The organism is Vibrio sinensis, from assembly GCF_003605645.1.
GTDB classification, from domain to species: Bacteria; Pseudomonadota; Gammaproteobacteria; order Enterobacterales; family Vibrionaceae; genus Vibrio; species Vibrio sinensis.
In genome coordinates this window covers 1-20,447 of record NZ_QVMU01000002.1, presented here as the reverse complement: position 1 = coordinate 20,447, position 20,447 = coordinate 1, and the positions used below count along the sequence as shown (strand labels likewise).

At 43.2% G+C, this 20,447-nt stretch carries 19 protein-coding genes; 13 read left to right on the top strand and 6 right to left on the bottom strand.

The features are described 5' to 3' along the window. Positions 1-141: 141 nt before the first annotated feature. On the top strand, positions 142-1,809 hold the full coding sequence (glnS, locus tag DZ860_RS03640) for a glutamine--tRNA ligase (RefSeq protein WP_120029572.1): 1,668 nt from the start codon (positions 142-144) through the stop codon (positions 1,807-1,809). A 104-nt stretch (positions 1,810-1,913) separates the two neighbouring features. On the opposite strand, the gene fcrX is transcribed toward glnS, so the two are convergent. Further along, positions 1,914-2,360: a ferric iron uptake transcriptional regulator FcrX gene (fcrX, locus tag DZ860_RS03635; RefSeq protein WP_120029571.1), complete on the bottom strand. Its 447-nt coding sequence runs from the start codon at positions 2,358-2,360 to the stop codon at positions 1,914-1,916. Positions 2,361-2,552: 192 nt separating this feature from the next. Between fcrX and DZ860_RS03630 the strand changes: the two genes are divergently transcribed. Further along, on the top strand, positions 2,553-3,068 hold the full coding sequence (locus tag DZ860_RS03630; protein ID WP_120029570.1) for a DUF4442 domain-containing protein: 516 nt from the start codon (positions 2,553-2,555) through the stop codon (positions 3,066-3,068). 37 nt (positions 3,069-3,105) lie between these two features. On the opposite strand, the gene fldA is transcribed toward DZ860_RS03630, so the two are convergent. The 3 genes from fldA to DZ860_RS03615 form a co-directional block, all read right to left on the bottom strand. Continuing rightward, a complete protein-coding gene (gene fldA, locus DZ860_RS03625) occupies positions 3,106-3,639 on the bottom strand; it encodes a flavodoxin FldA (protein ID WP_120029569.1) in 534 nt (177 codons plus the stop codon). 41 nt (positions 3,640-3,680) lie between these two features. Beyond that, positions 3,681-3,899, bottom strand: coding sequence for a DUF2788 domain-containing protein (locus tag DZ860_RS03620; protein ID WP_120029568.1), 219 nt, complete (start codon positions 3,897-3,899; stop codon positions 3,681-3,683). A 114-nt stretch (positions 3,900-4,013) separates the two neighbouring features. Next, positions 4,014-4,775, bottom strand: a complete 762-nt coding sequence (locus DZ860_RS03615) for an alpha/beta fold hydrolase (protein WP_120029567.1) — start codon at positions 4,773-4,775, stop codon at positions 4,014-4,016. 92 nt (positions 4,776-4,867) lie between these two features. Here DZ860_RS03615 and seqA point away from each other — a divergent pair, with 92 nt between their 5' ends. Beyond that, entirely contained in the window at positions 4,868-5,410 is a 543-nt protein-coding gene (seqA, locus tag DZ860_RS03610) for a replication initiation negative regulator SeqA (RefSeq protein ID WP_120029566.1), read from the top strand. A gap of 82 nt (positions 5,411-5,492) precedes the next feature. Continuing rightward, positions 5,493-7,139: a phosphoglucomutase (alpha-D-glucose-1,6-bisphosphate-dependent) gene (pgm, locus tag DZ860_RS03605; RefSeq protein WP_120029565.1), complete on the top strand. Its 1,647-nt coding sequence runs from the start codon at positions 5,493-5,495 to the stop codon at positions 7,137-7,139. A 112-nt stretch (positions 7,140-7,251) separates the two neighbouring features. Here the strand turns inward: pgm and DZ860_RS03600 are convergent, their stop codons facing one another. Beyond that, positions 7,252-8,016, bottom strand: a complete 765-nt coding sequence (locus tag DZ860_RS03600) for a DUF1853 family protein (protein ID WP_120029564.1) — start codon at positions 8,014-8,016, stop codon at positions 7,252-7,254. 110 nt (positions 8,017-8,126) lie between these two features. Here DZ860_RS03600 and DZ860_RS03595 point away from each other — a divergent pair, with 110 nt between their 5' ends. After that, positions 8,127-8,885, top strand: a complete 759-nt coding sequence (locus DZ860_RS03595; protein ID WP_120029563.1) for a Nif3-like dinuclear metal center hexameric protein — start codon at positions 8,127-8,129, stop codon at positions 8,883-8,885. Between the two features lie 83 nt (positions 8,886-8,968). Here DZ860_RS03595 and DZ860_RS03590 read toward each other — a convergent pair whose 3' ends face one another. Next, positions 8,969-10,258, bottom strand: coding sequence for a citrate synthase (locus tag DZ860_RS03590; RefSeq protein WP_120029562.1), 1,290 nt, complete (start codon positions 10,256-10,258; stop codon positions 8,969-8,971). Between the two features lie 393 nt (positions 10,259-10,651). On the opposite strand from DZ860_RS03590, the gene sdhC reads away from it, so the two are divergent. From sdhC to sucD, 8 genes are all read left to right on the top strand, one after another. Next, on the top strand, positions 10,652-11,044 hold the full coding sequence (sdhC, locus tag DZ860_RS03585) for a succinate dehydrogenase cytochrome b556 subunit (protein ID WP_120029561.1): 393 nt from the start codon (positions 10,652-10,654) through the stop codon (positions 11,042-11,044). Beyond that, entirely contained in the window at positions 11,038-11,382 is a 345-nt protein-coding gene (gene sdhD, locus DZ860_RS03580) for a succinate dehydrogenase, hydrophobic membrane anchor protein (protein WP_120029560.1), read from the top strand. The genes sdhC and sdhD overlap by 7 nt, the downstream gene beginning before the upstream one ends. After that, on the top strand, positions 11,383-13,149 hold the full coding sequence (gene sdhA, locus DZ860_RS03575; RefSeq protein WP_120029559.1) for a succinate dehydrogenase flavoprotein subunit: 1,767 nt from the start codon (positions 11,383-11,385) through the stop codon (positions 13,147-13,149). A 15-nt stretch (positions 13,150-13,164) separates the two neighbouring features. Further along, a complete protein-coding gene (locus tag DZ860_RS03570; protein ID WP_120029558.1) occupies positions 13,165-13,875 on the top strand; it encodes a succinate dehydrogenase iron-sulfur subunit in 711 nt (236 codons plus the stop codon). 94 nt (positions 13,876-13,969) lie between these two features. Continuing rightward, entirely contained in the window at positions 13,970-16,795 is a 2,826-nt protein-coding gene (sucA, locus tag DZ860_RS03565) for a 2-oxoglutarate dehydrogenase E1 component (protein WP_120029557.1), read from the top strand. A 27-nt stretch (positions 16,796-16,822) separates the two neighbouring features. Beyond that, positions 16,823-18,025 (top strand): 2-oxoglutarate dehydrogenase complex dihydrolipoyllysine-residue succinyltransferase, encoded by a 1,203-nt coding sequence (odhB, locus tag DZ860_RS03560; protein WP_120029556.1) that lies wholly within the window; start codon positions 16,823-16,825, stop codon positions 18,023-18,025. Positions 18,026-18,227: 202 nt separating this feature from the next. After that, entirely contained in the window at positions 18,228-19,394 is a 1,167-nt protein-coding gene (gene sucC, locus DZ860_RS03555) for an ADP-forming succinate--CoA ligase subunit beta (RefSeq protein ID WP_120029555.1), read from the top strand. After that, on the top strand, positions 19,394-20,266 hold the full coding sequence (gene sucD, locus DZ860_RS03550) for a succinate--CoA ligase subunit alpha (protein WP_120029554.1): 873 nt from the start codon (positions 19,394-19,396) through the stop codon (positions 20,264-20,266). The genes sucC and sucD overlap by 1 nt, the downstream gene beginning before the upstream one ends. Positions 20,267-20,447: the final 181 nt, after the last annotated feature.

Genomic DNA, 20,447 nt, shown 5'->3' with positions numbered 1-20,447 from the left:
ATAAATTCGCAATAAAGTAGGAGTTCTAGTTGTGTATTCCCTGATAATTGTGGATTATTAGAACTATTCTGCTCTACTAACATTAAAAAGTTCGTAGAGCACTTTTTTTCTCTGACAATACTAATATTTGAGGTGCTTTAGATGAGTGAAGCAGATGCTCGTCCATCAAACTTTATTCGCCAGATCATTGATAAAGATCTAGCGGATGGCAAACACACTAGTGTGCATACTCGATTCCCGCCGGAACCAAATGGTTACCTGCACATCGGACATGCAAAATCTATCTGTTTGAACTTTGGTATTGCTCAGGACTATCAGGGTAAATGTAATCTACGTTTCGACGATACTAACCCTGAAAAAGAAGACATCGAATACGTTGAGTCTATCAAGACAGATGTAAGCTGGTTAGGCTTTGAGTGGGATGGTGAAGTTTGTTATTCATCAGATTACTTTGACAAGCTTTACGAATATGCAATTGAATTGATTAATAAAGGCTTGGCGTATGTTGAAGAGCTAAGTCCAGAGCAGATTCGTGAATACCGTGGTACGTTGACTGAGCCAGGAAAACTGAGCCCGTTCCGTGATCGCAGTGTTGAAGAAAACCTAGCGTTATTTGAAAAAATGCGTGCAGGCGGTTTTGAAGAAGGTAAAGCGTGTCTTCGTGCGAAGATCGATATGGCATCATCATTTATGGTTATGCGCGATCCTGTACTTTACCGTGTGCGTTTTGCTTCTCACCACCAAACGGGTGATAAGTGGTGCATTTACCCAATGTACGACTTCACACACTGTATTTCAGATGCACTTGAAGGCATTACGCATTCAATTTGTACGCTTGAGTTTATGGATAACCGTCGTCTTTACGATTGGGTATTGGAAAACATCACGATCGACTGTCGTCCTCATCAGTATGAGTTCAGCCGTTTGAATCTTGAGTACACAGTGATGTCTAAGCGTAAGCTAAACCAACTTGTCACTGAGAAATTAGTTAATGGTTGGGATGATCCACGTATGCCTACAATTTCAGGTTTACGTCGTCGTGGTTTCACTTCAGCGTCTATCCGTGAATTCTGTAAGCGCATTGGTGTGACGAAACAAGACAACATGATTGAGTTCGGCTCTCTTGAGTCTTGTATTCGTGATGACCTAAATGAAAATGCGCCACGTGCAATGGCTGTTTTAGATCCAGTTAAGATTGTGATTGAGAACTTTGACGCAGACAAAGTTGAAACATTGACTGTTGCAAATCATCCAAACAAACCAGAAATGGGTGCGCGTGAAGTTCCATTCACTCGTGAAGTTTGGATTGAGCGTGAAGACTTCCGTGAAGAAGCAAACAAAAAGTACAAGCGTCTTGTACTTGGTAAAGAAGTTCGTCTACGCGGTGCTTACGTTATCCAAGCTGAGCGCATCGAAAAAGATGAAAACGGCAACATTACGACTATTTACTGTACATATGATGCAGATACGCTAGGTAAAAACCCAGCTGATGGCCGTAAAGTTAAAGGCGTAATTCATTGGGTATCAGCTGATAAAGGTGTTCCCGCTGAAATTCGTCTATACGACCGTTTGTTCACTGTAGCAAATCCTGCTGCTGCGGATAACTTCGCTGAAACAATTAACCCTGAGTCACTGGTTGTACTCAATGGTTTTGTTGAAGCAAGCTTAGCATCAGCTCAAGCTGAGCAAGGCTACCAATTCGAGCGTATGGGTTACTTCTGTGCTGACATCGACTCGAAAGCAGATGCGCTAGTATTTAACCGTACTGTTGGTTTACGTGATACTTGGGCTAAAAACGACGCTGAGTAGTCATGTGAGTTAACGATTTGCAAGTGATGTAAAAAGCCAGTCGAATGACTGGCTTTTTTATGTCAGGAACAAAGTAAAAAAAACGCCCTGAGCAGGGCGTTTTTTTATTTTGCTTTGTGGGCATCTGGATTATTTTTACAGCTGCCATCACCACATTTACCGTAGAGATAAAGGCTGTGATTAGTCAATGTCACGTTGTATTTCTCAGCGATCTCTTTTTGGCGCTGTTCGATAACATTGTCTGAAAACTCGATGACTTCGCCGCAATCAAGACAGACTAGGTGGTCATGGTGGTGTTGAGTCGATAATTCGAATACAGATTTTCCGCCTTCGAAGTGGTGTCGAGTCACAATACCGGCATCATCAAATTGGTTAAGTACACGGTAAACGGTAGCAAGACCAATCTCTTCACCAAGATCAATCAATTTTTTGTACAGTTCTTCAGCACTGATGTGTTGGCATTCTGGTTGCTGTAATACTTCTAAAATCTTCAGTCTAGGTAGGGTAACCTTAAGACCAGCATCCTTTAATGCTTGGTTATTGTCTGACATATACTTTCCCGTTGATGATCTGCAGTAAATAACAGAATTCAATATTGTCCTCATTATAGGGTACAAGGGAATAACAATAAACCCGAACTTCAAAGGGTTACTCAAAATTTAATAAACTTGTGGGGTGTCACGGATAAAACAGATCTTACCAGTTACAATTTGTTAACATTGAAGAAAGTGAGAATATCCCATATGGAACAGTGGTTAGCGAAGATCTATCGCCCCAATTATGTACGACGAGCCTTGAATTTGTGGCCTCCTTTTTGGGGATCCGGTATTCGAATTGAATCGATCAGTGATGATTTTCTCGAAGTAAAAGTGAAGTTAAAACTGCGCTGGTGGAACAAAAATGCAAATCGAACCCAGTATGGCGGTAGCATTTTCTCTTTGACTGATCCTGTCTATTCTTTGATGCTGATGGGGGTGTTAGGTGAGCAGTTTTATGTGTGGGATAAAGAGGCAAGTATTAATTTTATCAAGCCGGGAACAAGTGAGTTATATGCAGATTTTATCTTAACTCAGCAACAACTGGATACCATTTATCAAGAAACCATGAATGGTGATAAGAGCTTCCCTGAGTTTGTGATTTATGTGAAGAATGCTAAGGGTGAGGTTGTTTCTGAGGTACAACGTAAGTTGTATGTACGGAAAAAACCGCAGTATCGTGATATCGTTAATGATGACGACTTGGTTGAACGAGAGTCATAAAAAAACCTCCGATTGGAGGTTTTTTAATAGAGAGCAATTAGCCTTCTAATTCCGCTAAGCACATTTCTTCGTGAATTTGCTTACACCAATTAGTTACACGTTGCTCTGTTAGTTCAGGCTGACGGTCTTCGTCAATGCATAAACCGATAAATTGGCTATCATCGCCTTCAACAAGTGCTTTAGATGCTTCAAATTCGTAGCCTTCTGTTGAAGTTTGGCCAAGAATCGTTGCACCTTTTTCTTCAACGATGTCACGTACAGTACCCATCGCATCACAGAAGTATTCCGCGTAGTCTTCCTGATCGCCGCAGCCGAAGATAGCAACAAGTTTGCCAGAGAAGTCGATTTGCTCAAGCTCAGGGAAGAAGTCATCCCAATCACATTGTGCTTCACCGTAGTACCAAGTTGGGATGCCTAGTAGCAATAAATCGAAGTTATCGATGTCTTCTTTGCTGCTTTTCGCAATATCTTGTACATGAACTAGCTCTTTACCTAGTTGCTTTTGAACCATCTTTGCAATAGCTTCAGTGTTACCTGTGTCGCTTCCAAAGAAGATACCTACACTTGCCATAGATTCGTTACCTTTAATGATGTTTATTTTGTGTTAGGGAATCAGCTTAAACCGCCTTCCCAAGTTAGCTGAATAATGCCTTTTGCAATAAAACCAGCACAACCTAAGAAGAGCACTAACCATACGATACGGCGACCAAATACAGGTACATTACCGGCTTTTAGTACATCTTTTATTGCCATCCCTATTAAGAAGAAGATAGCAGCAAAAAGTAAGTCGAGACCAATGGACTCGAGCGTGTTCATATAGTCGTATAGCATATGTTCCCTTTATGCCTAATCACTTGCGCAGAACTATACCATTGTTATTTGATAAAGTTAATGCGTGAGTCGCTATTGAGATCGCATTCTGTACTGCGTTTATCTACCGATAAATTACAGGAACTTTTTAATTGCTCGCAGTACTTCTGCTGGTTTTTCTGCATGTAACCAATGCCCTGTATTTGCGATGACATGGGCTTTTGCCTGACTGAATTGCTTTTGAATATCAGCTTGATGTTCGGCTGTTAGGTAATCGGACTCACCACCTTTAATAAACAGGGTCGGGGTAGCAATACGTCTAATTGGCTGCCAGTCTAAGATATTTTGGTAGTTGTTGAACAAGTTCGTGACACTGAATCTCCATGCCACATAGTCCCCCTCACTATATAACGACTTGCCGAGGAATTGACGAACCCCTTCAAGCTCAATGTGGTGACTCAATATCTCCATCGCTTGTTTTCGATTTGCTGGTTTTTGTTGTTCAACCGCTTTTAAGCCGGCGAACACGTTGTCATGTCGATTTTGATGGTATTTCACCGGTGCCATATCGAGTACGATCAATCGTTCCACTTGATCTTCGATGATTTCGCTCAATTTAACTGCAACCTTGCCACCCATTGAGTGACCGACAATACTGACCTGCTGGATGTTGAGGTTTTTCAGTAGATCAGCGACATCTTGAGCGAGTGATTCGTAGTTATGGCAATTCGAATGGAATGAGAGACCATGATTTCTTAGATCAACGCTAAGTACCTGATAATCTTCTTTTAATGTTCGAGCAAGTATTCCGAGATTATCGAGATTACCGAACAAGCCGTGGATCAGAACAATGGTGTGACCCTCACCTTCTAGTTTGTAGTTGAGCTGATATGACATTTTATCTTATTCGTGACTGGTTTAACGTAGAGTCTCAGAGAAGATCTCGCTATAATCCCCCAGAGTTTAAACATAGAGATTGTGAAAAGCGAATGAAAACAATTGAGGTTGATGAGGATCTATACCGTTACATCGCAAGTCAAACCCAGCATATCGGTGAAAGTGCTTCAGACATATTGCGTCGTCTTCTAAGTGTTGATGCTCAAAAAAGCTATGTAGCACCACAGGAAGTTATTATTGAGCCTAAAGGCATTATTGTTAGCAAAGATGCGGTAAAAGAAGAAAAGTTCGATAGCGTAAAAGAAATGCGTTCACTGCTTATTTCTGATGAATTTGCAGGGCTAAAAAAAGCGATTGATCGATTCATGCTAGTACTGTCAACCTTGCACCGTATTGACCCGAATAGCTTCTCAGAGGCTACTCAGGTGAAAGGCCGTAAGCGTGTTTACTTTGCTGATAATGAGCAAACGTTATTAGCAAGTGGTACGACAACAAAACCAAAAGCGATTCCAGCTTCTCCGTTTTGGGTAATCACGAATTCAAATACTAGCCGCAAACGTCAAATGGTTGATCAATTGATGGGTCGGATGGGATTTCCAGCGGATCTTGTAGAAAAAGTGACAAACTCGATCTAAGTTTCCGCTAAGCCCCATATTCTCAATTAATCGAGCTCTATGGGGTTTTTTATTTTTTCATGATTTTAAAAAGGATGTCAAAATGGCTATGCACCCACGAGCGGGACAAAAAGCTCAACAACAGGACTTACATAATATCCCCGCGCTAGTTTCCAACTATTTCCTACTCCAACCCGACGCAAGCAACTCTGCACATAAAGTAGAATTTGGTACATCTGGTCATCGTGGTACTGCTGACAAGTCGACGTTCAATGAGCATCATATATTAGCGATTGCACAAGCTGTTGCTGACGTTCGTGCAGAAAAAGGTATTACAGGGCCGTTATTTATCGGTAAAGATACACACGCTTTGTCGGAGCCTGCTTTTTCTACTGTATTGGAAGTATTAATCGCTAATGGCGTTAAAGTCATTGTTCAACAAGATAATGGCTATACACCAACACCGGGCATTTCTCATGCCATTTTAACTTACAACATTGCGAATCAAGATAAAGCAGATGGTATTGTTATCACACCATCACATAACCCACCACAGGATGGCGGAATTAAATATAATCCACCACATGGTGGACCTGCTGAAGCTGAAGTGACGCAAGCGATTGAAGATCGTGCCAATGGCTTTATTGCGGAAGCGCTGCAAGGCGTAAAACGTATGCCGCTCGCTCACGCAAAAGCATCTGAGCTTTTTGTTGAACAAGATTTAGTGAAACCTTATATCGATGACCTGGTTAATGTTGTCGATATGGAAGCAATTCAAAAGTCGAATTTAAAGATAGGGGTTGATCCGCTAGGTGGCAGTGGTATTGAATACTGGCGTCAAATTGGTAACACGTATGAATTGAATTTAACGCTAGTTAGCGAAGCGATTGATCCAACGTTCCAGTTCATGTCATTAGATAAAGATGGTGCAGTGCGCATGGACTGTTCATCGCCTTATGCGATGGCAGGATTGCTAGCATTAAAAGACGAATATGACTTGGCATTTGGTAACGATCCTGACTTTGACCGTCATGGTATTGTGACACCAAAAGGCCTGATGAATCCGAACCACTTCCTTGCTGTTTGTATTGATTATTTATATCGCCACCGTGAGGGTTGGGCTAAGGAAGTCGCAGTAGGCAAAACCTTAGTATCAAGTGCGTTAATTGACCGTGTGGTTGCCGATTTAGGCCGTGAGCTTTGTGAAGTTCCGGTAGGATTCAAATGGTTTGTAGATGGCCTTTATAACGGTACCTTTGGCTTCGGTGGTGAAGAAAGTGCAGGGGCATCGTTCCTTCGCAAAGATGGTACACCATGGGCAACGGATAAAGACGGCATCTTGTTGTGTCTGTTAGCGGCTGAGATTACAGCGGTTACGGGTAAAAACCCTCAAGAGTATTACGAAGAGCTGGCTGCTAAGCATGGTGAATCGAAGTATAACCGTATTCAAGCGGTAGCAAATGGCCCTCAAAAAGAGGTACTGAAAAAGCTATCTCCAGAAATGGTTGCGGCAACGACACTAGCTGGTGACGAAATTACAGCGCGTTTAACTCATGCTCCAGGTAATGGTGCGGCGATCGGTGGTTTAAAAGTGACGACTGATAATGGTTGGTTTGCAGCTCGCCCATCGGGTACTGAAGATGTTTACAAAATTTATTGTGAAAGCTTTAAAGGTGAAGAGCATTTGAAGCAGATTGAAGTGGAAGCACAAGAGATCGTGAATCAGGTGTTTGCGCAAGCTGGTTTATAATGTTCAGCAAGAAGTAGTGAAAGAGAGGCGGCCATTCGGTCGCCTTTTTTATTGAAAATAATATGTCATGTCAGCATTTAACCCAAGTTTTAGCCATTTAAGAGAGACTTGATTAAGAGACGCTTGATGCAGGCCAACTATCAGGAACAATGAACCAGAATTTCCCTTGTTTGGTTTGAGCATGGACGAATCTATTGGCTGGTTGAGTGAGAGGTTCATCAAAGGCAGTGAGCCCAGTGGCCCAATGGGTTTTATCTAATGGATATAAGGGTTCATTGATCAGGTTGAATTGACTTTGAAAGCACCAATGTCCGCTAATTTGGCTTGGGTTGAGAGTGTAACCTAAACATTGATTCGGTATTGCTTCGTCTATAAATGGGTTGATGTATAGTCGACCTTGCAGCAAAAGGTGTTCGGAAACGTCCTTAAAATCAGGGAAACGGGAGAGAAATTCGGATGTTTTACTCATTTTTAATTGATGGGTAAGCATGCGGTCAAGTTTCTTGTCCAACTGATCATGCGCGTTAGGTCCGTACCAAACTCCTTGATGTAACAGGTAAAATTTAATGGCGACTTCCCAATGTTCGTACCGCATGGTTTGGTTGTTTTTTAAAATTAGGTCGATGGCACCGAGAGTTTTCCCCGTATGATCATTTACCTGCGCTTCTTCGATGACGACATCATACTGACTACTTGTTTCGAATAATTTTGTGCACAGGTATTGATAAAGAAAACCGAGCCGTGGATTACCCGAATAGTCATCTGAGGCGACTAAAGGCGTTGTAGGCAAGTGTGCAATGGACGCAAAAGGTTCTTGGTTCTCGAAGAGTAACGGTGTCGTCGCGATCCATTGGTAAAAACGTTGCAACTGATTCATTTATTGTCCTTTTTTTGCTTGTGTTCATTGTAGCGTAATTCCGCTTTACACTGGAATTGTCGTAGAGGTTAGGTATACACTTTGACAATAAATTGGGAGTAGCTAGCAAAATGAATAATTTACAACTGGAAGTGGTTCTTAATCAAAAACTATCGCCACAACTGATCAAAGATTATTGCCCAAATGGTATGCAAGTTGAGGGCAAAAAAGAGATTCAACGTATTATCACTGGAGTGACGGCATCTCAAGATCTGATTGATAAAGCGGTCGAACTAAACGCTGATGCGATCTTAGTTCACCACGGATACTTCTGGAAAGGTGAACCTGAAGCTATTCGCGGTATGAAAGGTCAGCGTATCCGTACTTTGATTAAAAATGATATCAACCTCTATGGTTACCATCTGCCACTCGATATTCATCCTGAATTAGGGAATAACGCTGAGCTAGCTCGTTTACTTGAAATTAATGTGGAAGGTGGCCTTGAGGGGAATCCACAATCGGTGGCGATGTTTGGTCGATTAGCTCAGCCAATGAGTGGTGTTGATTTTGCTGATCGCATAAATAAAGTATTAGACCGTCAGCCATTGCATATTGCACCGAATCAAGCTGATAAGATGATTGAAACGATTGGCTGGTGTACCGGTGGTGGTCAAGATTATATTGAACTGGCGGCGCAGCATGGATTGGATGCCTTTGTCTCCGGAGAGATTTCAGAGCGCACGACTTATAGTGCTCGAGAGTTAGGAATTCACTACTTTTCTGCTGGCCATCATGCAACTGAACGCTATGGCATTAAAGCTCTTGGTGAGTGGTTAGCTCAAGAGTATGGTCTAGAGGTTACATTCATCGATATCGACAATCCTGTCTAACATAGATGATCTGCATGAAAAATGAACTAAAAAGGCTTACCAGTGGTAAGCCTTTTTCATATCTAAACATTAACTAGTTAATGTTATTCACGTTCGTGCAGTGGTTTAAACTCACGTAACTGTTCACCAGTGTATAGCTGACGAGGACGACCAATACGGTTGTCTGGATCACTGTGCATTTCGTTCCAATGAGCGATCCAACCAATAGTACGAGACATCGCAAAGATAACCGTAAACATAGAAACTGGAATACCAATCGCTTTTAGAATAATACCCGAGTAGAAGTCGACGTTAGGGTAGAGTTTCTTCTCAACAAAGTACTCATCTGAGAGCGCAATTCGTTCAAGTTCCATCGCCACATCCAATAGTGGATCTTGAATGTTTAGCTCTGTTAAAACTTCATGACATGCTTCACGCATAACCGTTGCGCGTGGATCGTAATTTTTGTAAACACGGTGACCAAAGCCCATCAGGCGGAATGGATCATCCTTATCTTTTGCTTTAGCAACGTACTCTTCAATATTGTCGACACTGCCGATTTCTTCAAGCATACGCAAACAAGCTTCATTGGCGCCACCATGAGCCGGCCCCCATAAAGATGCGATACCCGCCGCAATACATGCAAATGGGTTAGCACCCGATGAGCCTGCAAGACGCACAGTCGAGGTCGATGCATTTTGTTCGTGGTCAGCATGTAGAGTGAAGATCTTATCCATCGCTCGCGCAACAACAGGGTTTACTTCGTATTCTTCACACGGGTTAGCAAACATCATGTGAAGGAAGTTTTCTGCGTAATTTAGGTCGTTACGAGGGTAGATGAACGGCTGGCCGATCGAGTATTTGTAACACATTGCCGCCAGTGTCGGCATTTTAGATATTAGACGATACGCCGCAATCTCACGGTGAACATCGTTATTAATATCAAGTGAATCATGATAGAACGCGGCTAGCGCGCCAACCACACCACACATTACTGCCATTGGGTGCGCATCTCGACGGAAACCGTGGAAGAAGCTCGCAATTTGCTCGTGCACCATAGTGTGACGAGTTACTGTGGTTTTAAATCTTTCGTATTGCTCACGAGTAGGGGCTTCACCATAAAGAAGAATGTAACAAACTTCTAAGTAATCAGCATTATTAGCCAATTGATCGATAGGGAAACCGCGATGCAATAGCACGCCTTTACCACCATCAATGTAGGTAATTTGAGATTCACAGGATGCAGTGGCGAGAAAACCAGGATCAAAAGTGAAAAACCCGTTTGCTCCCAGCTTACGAACATCGATTACTTCAGGGCCAATACTGCCCCCCATAATCGGCAGTTCGATCGGTGCTTTACCTTCAATATGAAGGGTTGCATTCTTATCTGCCATAACAATCTCCTTTGTTTATTATTAATCCATCCAGGATGTTTATGTGCCATTTTTGTACGTTGGTTCGTTAACAAAGTCAATTATTCTACTCTGATGTGTGCACTTGTTATTATTTTTCGAGTAACTAGCGCTAAAAGTCTGGTCTGTGTAGCAAAAATTGTTACATCAATTGTATTGGAATGTTACCAGACGTATAGTGTAGCTGTGAAATTTGGTAAAAGCCTTTAAAATCAAGGTTTGAAAGAATTTTGAGGTATCCTTTGAATTCTTGTTGTTAACAAGTTGTTTACAAATAAAAATGAGTAATCACGAGTTATTTGTTAACTAAATGTTAACTTTTAGATGGTTTGCTACCAAATTCCGATGATAACTATAAATGCTCTATGGAGCTGAGTGAGCAAGCCCGTGAAAGAAAGAAAGTTAAGACCTGTTAATTTAGATTTACAGACCATAAGCTTTCCGATCACTGCAATCGCATCCATCCTGCATCGTGTATCAGGAGTGATTACGTTTGTATCGATCGGTATTTTGCTTTGGTTACTATCTATATCCCTATCCTCTCCCCTTGGTTTTTCACAAGCTGTCGATATCGTCGATGGGTTCTTCGTGAAATTCATTCTGTGGGGGATTTTAACTGCTTTGGCCTACCATATTGCTGGCGGCATCCGCCATTTGCTGATGGATCTTGGTCATTTTGAAGAGCTGGAATCTGGTGCAATGAGCGCCAAGGTCGCCTTTGCAGCCACTGCAGTCTTGTCGTTAATGGCGGGGGTTTTAGTATGGTAAAGAATATCTCATCATTTGGTCGTAATGGTGTGCATGACTTTTTATTGATTCGTGCCACAGCGATTATTATGACGCTTTATACCATTTATCTGATTAGCTTTTGTGCTTTTTCAGATATCTCATATGCATCTTGGACCCAATTTTTTGGTGGCACATTTACTAAAGTGTTCACTATGTTGGCTCTCGTTTCAGTATTAATCCATGCGTGGATTGGTTTGTGGCAAGTGCTAACCGATTACATTAAGTGCTCTGCATTACGTGCAGGTCTACAACTTGGTGTTGTCGCTATTCTTCTAGGGTACTTCTTCTCTGGTCTATTTATTCTGTGGGGTGCATAAGTGTCTATTCCAGTTCGCGAATTTGATGCCGTAGTAATCGGTGCTGGTGGTGCGGGTATGCGCGCTGCATTGCAAATCTCAGAGCAAGGCCTTTCATGTGCTTTGCTATCAAAAGTTTTCCCAACTCGCTCTCATACTGTATCAGCTCAAGGTGGCATTACAGTTGCGCTTGGTAACGCGCATGAAGATCATTGGGAACAGCACATGTACGATACCGTTAAAGGTTCCGATTATATCGGTGACCAAGACGCGATTGAATACATGTGTAAGAACGGTCCAGAATCTGTAATTGAGCTTGAGAAGATGGGCTTGCCTTTTTCTCGTTTCGATAATGGCACAATTTATCAGCGTCCATTCGGCGGCCAATCTAAGAATTTTGGCGGTGAGCAAGCGGCTCGTACTGCGGCAGCTGCTGACCGTACAGGTCATGCGTTGCTACATACTCTGTATCAGCAAAATATTAAACACAAGACAACCATTTTCTCTGAATGGTACGCCTTAGATTTAGTTAAAAATGAAGACGGCGCTATTTTAGGCTGTACGGCATTGTGCATGGAAACCGGTGAGGTTTGCTATTTCAAGTCGAAAGCGACGATTCTAGCAACGGGTGGTGCAGGACGAATTTATGCCTCAACAACTAACGCTCACATCAATACTGGTGATGGCGTCGGTATGGCGATTCGTGCAGGCGTGCCAATGCAAGACATTGAAATGTGGCAGTTCCACCCAACAGGTATTGCCGGAGCTGGCGTATTGGTGACGGAAGGTTGTCGTGGTGAGGGGGGCTACCTTCTCAATAAAGACGGCGAACGTTTCATGGAACGTTATGCTCCTAATGCGAAAGACTTGGCTGGTCGTGATGTTGTTGCTCGTTCAATGATGATCGAAATCCGTGAAGGTCGTGGTTGTGATGGCCCATGGGGTCCACACATTAAATTGAAACTAGATCACCTAGGTAAAGAGACATTAGAATCTCGCTTACCAGGGGTTTGTGAGTTATCTCGTACCTTTGCTCACGTCGATCCAGTTAAAGAACCAATTCCAGTTATTCCAACTTGTCACTATATGATGGGTGGTGTACCTACTCAAGTTTCCGGTCAAGCGATTAAGCAAGATGATGCCGGCAACGATGTTGAGATTCAGGGCTTGTTCGCCTGTGGTGAGATTGCTTCAGTGTCCGTTCATGGCGCCAACCGTTTAGGCGGTAACTCTCTACTTGATTTAGTTGTTTTTGGTCGCGCGACAGGTTTACACCTTGGTGAGACACTAAACAAACAAGCAGAAGCGAAGCCAGCGACAGAAGCTGATATTGAACGTTCACTGGAACGTTATAATCGCTGGGAAAATAGTACTGGTGGCGAAGATCCGGTTCAAATTCGTAAAGACTTACAGCAATGTATGCAAAACAACTTCTCGGTATTTAGAGAAGGCGATGCAATGGCTAAAGGTCTTGAAGAGTTGAAAGTGATTCGTGAGCGTCTAAAGAATGCGCATCTATCGGATAAGTCTACTGAGTTTAATACTCAGCGTATCGAGTGTTTAGAGCTAGAAAACTTGATGGAAACGGCTTATGCGACAGCTGTCGCGGCAAACTACCGTACAGAAAGTCGTGGAGCACATGCCCGTTTTGACTTCCCAGATCGTGATGATGAACAGTGGCTATGCCATTCCATTTACAACCCTGAGACAGAAAACATGTCTAAGCGTGGTGTAAATATGGAACCTGTGTATCGCGAAGCGTTTCCACCTAAAGCACGTACGTACTAAGGAGAGGATAAGACAATGAAACTGAATTTCTCTTTGTACCGTTATAATCCAGATGTCGACCAAAAGCCGTACATGAAGGATTACATTCTAGAGGTAGATGAAGGCTCAGATATGATGCTGTTGGATGCTTTGATCCTGTTAAAGGAACAAGATCCGACAATCGCATTCCGTCGTTCTTGCCGTGAAGGGGTTTGTGGTTCTGATGGCCTAAACATGAACGGCAAAAATGGATTAGCGTGTATTACTCCGTTATCAGCATTGGTGGGTGACCAAATTATCATCCGTCCGCTGCCTGGTTTACCTGTAGTACGTGATCTTATCGTTGACATGACTCAGTTCTATGATAACTATGAGAAAGTTAAGCCATTCCTAATTGCAGATGGGGCTCAACCGCCATCACGTGAGAATTTACAGTCTCCTGACGAGCGTGCCCATCTTGATGGTCTTTATGAATGTATCATGTGTGCATGTTGTACCACTTCATGCCCATCTTTTTGGTGGAATCCGGATAAATTTATTGGCCCTGCAGGATTGCTTGCAGCCTATCGCTGGCTTATTGATAGCCGCGATACGGCAACTGATGAACGTTTATCAAACCTTGACGACGCATTCAGTGTTTTCCGTTGTCACGGAATCATGAACTGTGTCAGTGTTTGTCCTAAGGGACTAAACCCAACGAAAGCCATCGGTCATATTAAGACCATGTTGGTGAACCGCTCGGTTTAAATTAATAACTAGAATTGCCGGCCAAATTATTGGTCGGCTATTTATAGCTCGGCTTAGACCGTAGCTAATGTGAAACTACTGGTTAAGGGAAAATATGCAAAACGGCGTGATGAAGGCATGGCTCGAGTCTTCACACTTGGCTGGCGCCAATGCAACATACGTAGAAGATATCTACGAACTGTATCTAAGTGATCCCGATCTGGTAAGTGAGGAATGGATTCGTGTATTTGATGAGTTGCCTAAGCACTCAAAAGAAGTGGCCGATCAGCCACACTCACGCGTCCGTGATTACTTCCGTCGTCTCGCTCAAGAAACAAAGCATTACAATGTCCAAGTTAGTGATCCAGATGTCGATGCTAAGCAAGTAAAAGTACTTCAGCTTATTAATGCGTACCGTTTTCGCGGTCATGAAGCAGCTGAATTAGACCCACTCGGTCTGTGGCAACGCCCATTCGTGGCTGAGCTAGAACCCTCATTTCATAACCTTACCGAAGAAGACTTTGAAGAATCATTTAACGTAGGTTCCTTTGCCATTGGCCAAGAAACTATGCTGTTGAAAGATATCTACTCGGCTCTGAAAAAAACCTATTGCGGTTCGATTGGTGCAGAATATATGCACATTATTGATACCGAGCAAAAGCGTTGGATTCAACAGCGTTTGGAGTCAGTAACTGGCCAACCATCTTTCAATAAAGATGAAAAGCGCACTTTTCTTGAAGAACTGACCGCAGCTGAGGGGCTTGAACGTTACCTTGGTGCGAAGTTCCCTGGCGCTAAACGATTTTCGCTAGAGGGCGGTGATGCTCTTATCCCTATGATGAAAGAAATGATTCGTCATGCGGGTAACAGCGATATGCGTGAAGTTGTGATCGGAATGGCACACCGTGGCCGTCTGAACATGCTCGTCAACGTATTAGGTAAGAAGCCACAAGATCTATTTGATGAGTTTGCTGGTCGACATGACGATACTTGGGGAACTGGTGACGTTAAGTATCACCAAGGTTTCTCTGCGGATTTTGCCACTCCAGGTGGGGATGTTCACCTAGTTCTTGCATTCAACCCATCACATCTTGAGATTGTAAATCCGGTAGTTATTGGTTCTGTGCGAGCTCGTCAAGATCGCTTGAATGATAAAGACGGTAGTTCAGTATTACCAATTACGATTCATGGTGACTCTGCTATTGCAGGTCAAGGGGTTGTGCAAGAGACGTTTAACATGTCTCAAGCTCGCGGTTTCAAAGTGGGCGGAACGGTACGTATTGTCGTCAATAACCAAGTTGGTTTTACAACATCTAATCCGACCGATACACGTTCAACCATGTATTGTACTGATATCGCAAAAATGGTTCAGGCTCCAATCTTCCACGTTAATGCGGATGATCCTGAAGCGGTTGCATTCGTTACGCGTATTGCACTTGATTACCGTAATGAATTTAAACGTGATGTGGTGATTGATTTGGTTTGTTATCGTCGTCATGGTCATAATGAAGCCGATGAACCAAACGCGACTCAGCCTTTGATGTACCAGAAAATCAAAAAGCACCCGACGCCGCGTAAACTTTATGCTGATGTATTGATTGATAAGAATGAATCAGACATCGAAACGGCGACACAACTCGTTAATGAATACCGTGATGCACTGGACAAAGGTGAAGTGGTCGTTAAAGAGTGGCGTCCAATGGCGATGCATTCCGTAGACTGGTCTCCTTATCTTGGTCATGACTGGGACGTTGAGTGGAATAGCCAATATGAGATGAAACGTTTAGTTGAACTCGGCAATCGCCTTTGCCAATACCCAGAAAGTCATAAGCTGCAAAGTCGTGTAAACAAACTTTATAATGATCGTACGGCGATGATGTCTGGTGAGAAAGCGATCGATTGGGGTATGGCTGAAACGTTAGCGTATGCGACTCTTGTTGATGATGGCAAGCGTATTCGTCTTTCAGGTCAAGATTCAGGCCGTGGTACGTTTTTCCACCGTCACTCGGTATTACACAACCAAAGCGATGCGAGTACCTATATTCCATTAGCGAACATTCATGATAAACAAGGGCCATTCCAAGTGTTTGACTCTGTTTTATCAGAAGAAGCTGTGTTGGCATTTGAATATGGTTACGCTACAGCAGAGCCTGGTGGCCTAACTATTTGGGAAGCTCAGTTTGGTGATTTCGCCAACGGTGCTCAAGTTGTTATTGACCAATTCATCTCTTCTGGTGAGCAAAAATGGGCACGTTTATGTGGTTTAACCATGTTGCTACCTCATGGTTATGAAGGTCAAGGCCCAGAGCACTCATCGGCTCGTTTAGAACGTTATCTTCAATTATGTGCTGAACAAAATATGCAAGTCGTTGTTCCATCGACTCCTGCACAGGTTTATCACATGATTCGTCGTCAAGTAGTACGACCGATGCGTCGACCATTGATTGTTATGTCTCCGAAGTCATTACTACGTCATCCACTTTGTACTTCTTCGCTAGAAGATTTGTCGCAAGGCACATTCTTAGCCGCGATTCCAGAAATCGACAATTTGGAAGTGAGCAAAGTGAAACGCGTTGTGTTCTGTTCCGGTAAAGTTTATTACGACCTACTTGAACAGCGCCGTAATAATGAGCAAGAAGACGTTGCGATTGTTCGTATTGAGCAGCTTTACCCATTCCCAGTGGAAGAAGTGAAAGAAGCGATTGCTCAATATACAAACGTGGTTGATTTTGTATGGTGTCAGGAAGAGCCACAGAACCAAGGTGCTTGGTACTCTAGCCAGCATAATTTCAGAGCGGCTATTCCTAATGGTGCCGATCTTTATTACGCGGGTCGCCCTGCCTCTGCTTCACCAGCAGTTGGCTACATGTCGGTGCACTTGAAACAGCAAAAAGCGTTAGTTGAAGACGCTCTGACTCTAGTTTCTAACGAAGCAAATTAAGAACTAGAAGCATAAGGAAAAGATAAAATGACGATTGAAATTCTGGTTCCAGATCTACCTGAATCCGTTGCAGATGCGACAGTTGCGACATGGCATAAGAAACCAGGCGACATGGTTCAGCGTGATGAAGTTTTGGTGGATATCGAAACGGATAAAGTAGTACTTGAAGTTCCGGCCCCAGAAGCGGGTATCTTGGAAGGCATTCTTGAAGAAGAGGGGGCGACAGTACTATCAAAACAGTTGATTGCTAAATTAAAACCGGGTGCCGTTGCTGGTGAACCTACGGCTGATACGACAGTAGCTTCAGAAGCATCTCCAGATAAGCGCCACAAAGCAGCATTGACTGAAGAGTCAAACGATGCACTTAGCCCAGCGGTACGTCGCCTTCTTGCTGAACATGGTTTAGAAGCGAATCAAGTTAAAGGTACTGGTGTTGGTGGTCGTATTACTCGTGAAGATATTCAAGCTCACTTGGACAATGCTAAAGCAACGCCTGTAGAAGCAGAAGCTGTACCAGCACTTGCGACTGCGCGCAGTGAAAAACGTGTTCCAATGACTCGTCTACGTAAGACCGTAGCTAACCGTCTACTTCAAGCGAAGAACAGCACAGCGATGCTGACTACGTTTAATGAAGTGAATATGAAGCCAATTATGGATCTTCGTAAACAATACCAAGAGCACTTCGAAAAGCGTCATGGTATTCGTCTTGGTTTCATGTCGTTTTATGTAAAAGCGGTGACGGAAGCTCTAAAACGTTATCCAGAAGTGAACGCTTCTATTGATGGCGATGACATCGTTTACCACAACTACTTTGATATTAGTATGGCAGTGTCAACACCTCGTGGTCTGGTCACTCCTGTTCTAAAAGATTGCGATACACTAGGCTTTGCTGATATTGAAAAAGGCATTAAAGATCTAGCAGTTAAAGGTCGTGATGGAAAACTCACTGTCGATGAATTGATGGGGGGGAACTTCACAATCACTAATGGCGGTGTATTTGGTTCACTGATGTCAACACCAATCATTAACCCACCACAAGCGGCAATTCTTGGAATGCATAAAATCCAAGATCGTCCAATGGCGGTTGATGGCAAAGTTGAAATTCTACCAATGATGTATCTCGCTCTCTCTTACGATCATCGTTTGATTGACGGTAGAGAATCAGTAGGTTTCCTAGTGACGATCAAAGAGTTACTAGAAGATCCTGCTCGTTTACTTTTAGAAGTTTAAAGCAAGATGCCCAGATATTTGGTTATATCTGGGCATTCGCTTTTTAAAGGCTGGATATGCTCACGTCTAGCCTTCAACTAAACCAATTTGGTTTATGTGCAAGCTGGTTTATTTGAGAACCCCCTACAGACGGAAGCAGTATCAATCTGCAACGTTATGGAAATTATAAATCCCATCAGGGAAGAACAAACGGAATATCACAATGAATTTGCATGAATACCAAGCCAAACAGCTGTTTGCAGAGTTCGGTTTGCCTGTACCAGAGGGTTACGCATGTAACACTCCACAAGAGGCATTTGAAGCTGCGGGCCGTATTACTACCGTTAAAAAAGTCGTTAAATGTCAAGTTCACGCAGGTGGCCGTGGTAAAGCGGGCGGTGTAGAACTTCATGAGACAAAAGAAGGTGTCAAAGAGTTTGCACAAAAGTGGCTAGGTAAAAATCTAGTGACTTACCAAACCGATGCAAACGGACAACCAGTTACAAAAGTGCTTGTTGAAGAAGCGTCTAACATCGCTAATGAGCTGTATCTAGGTGCGGTTGTTGACCGCGCAACACGTAAGATTGTTTTCATGGCGTCGACAGAAGGCGGTGTGGAAATTGAAAAAGTGGCAGAAGAAACTCCTGAGCTAATCCACAAAGCTGCGATCGATCCTCTTGTTGGCCCTCAAGCTTACCAAGGTCGTGAGTTGGCGTTTAAGCTTGGTCTTCAAGGTGACCAAATTAAGCAGTTCGTTAAGATCTTTATGGGTCTAGCAACGATGTTCGCTCAGTATGATTTGGCACTACTCGAAATTAACCCACTTGTGGTTACCGGCGAAGGCAACTTGTTGTGCCTAGACGGTAAAATCAATATTGATTCTAACGCCCTATATCGCCAACCAAAACTACGCGAAATGCACGATGCATCTCAAGAAGATGAGCGTGAAGCACATGCTGCGCAGTGGGAACTAAACTATGTTGCTCTTGATGGCAACGTGGGCTGTATGGTTAACGGTGCTGGTCTTGCTATGGGTACCATGGATATCGTAAATCTTCATGGTGGCAAGCCTGCAAACTTCCTGGATGTAGGTGGTGGCGCGACAAAAGAACGAGTTGCTGAAGCCTTTAAGATCATTTTGTCAGATGACAATGTTAAAGCCGTTTTAGTTAATATCTTTGGTGGCATAGTACGTTGTGACATGATTGCTGAGGGGATTATCGGCGCAGTTAAAGAAGTCGGTGTTACTGTCCCAGTCGTTGTTCGCCTAGAGGGAACAAACGCTGATTTAGGCCGCGGTGTATTAGCAAATTCTGGTCTAGATATCATTGCAGCTGAGTCTCTAACAGACGCTGCTCAAAAAGTTGTTGCAGCTGCGGAGGGCAAATAATGTCTGTACTAATTAATAAAGATACGAAAGTTATTTGCCAAGGTTTTACTGGCGGTCAGGGTACATTCCACTCAGAGCAGGCGATTGCATACGGCACTAATATGGTCGGTGGTGTATCCCCTGGCAAAGGTGGTCAAACACATTTAGGTCTTCCTGTGTTTAACACTGTTCGTGAAGCCGTGGAAGTTACCGGTGCAACGGCTACGGTTATTTACGTGCCAGCTCCGTTTTGTAAAGACGCTATTTTGGAAGCGATCGATGCTGGTATCGAGTTGATTGTTACCATTACTGAAGGCATTCCAACTATCGATATGATCGATGTGAAAGTGAAGCTGGAAGAAACGGGCGTTCGTATGATTGGCCCTAACTGTCCGGGTGTTATCACTCCTGATGAATGTAAGATTGGCATCATGCCGGGTCACATTCATAAGAAAGGTAAAGTTGGTATTGTTTCTCGCTCAGGTACGTTGACGTATGAAGCCGTTAAACAAACAACGGACGAAGGTTTTGGTCAGTCGACTTGTGTTGGTATCGGTGGTGACCCTATTCCGGGTTCAAACTTTATCGACATTTTGAAACTATTCCAAGAAGATCCAGAAACTGAAGCTATCGTAATGATTGGCGAAATTGGTGGTACAGCAGAAGAAGAAGCTGCCGCATTCATCAAAGAAAATGTGACGAAACCAGTTGTATCTTATATCGCTGGTGTTACTGCGCCCCCTGGTAAGCGTATGGGCCATGCTGGTGCAATTATCTCTGGTGGTAAAGGTACTGCTGAAGATAAATTTGCAGCACTAGAAGCAGCGGGTGTTAAGACAGTGAAATCACTGGCTGATATCGGTGCAGGTCTACGTGAGATTACAGGTTGGTAATCGACTAGGTTGAACTAAAAAGGCTTGTCATTTGACTAATGCCACTCGCTTAAGAGCGAGTGGCATTTTTATCTCTAGAGCGTGAGGGGTATTTTTGCGCTTTTTTTAGCACAGCTCTGGGGTAAGGCTTTCTTTTTCTCTTTTTAGGAAGTATTAGCCGTTTGCCATTGTCCCTCAACTC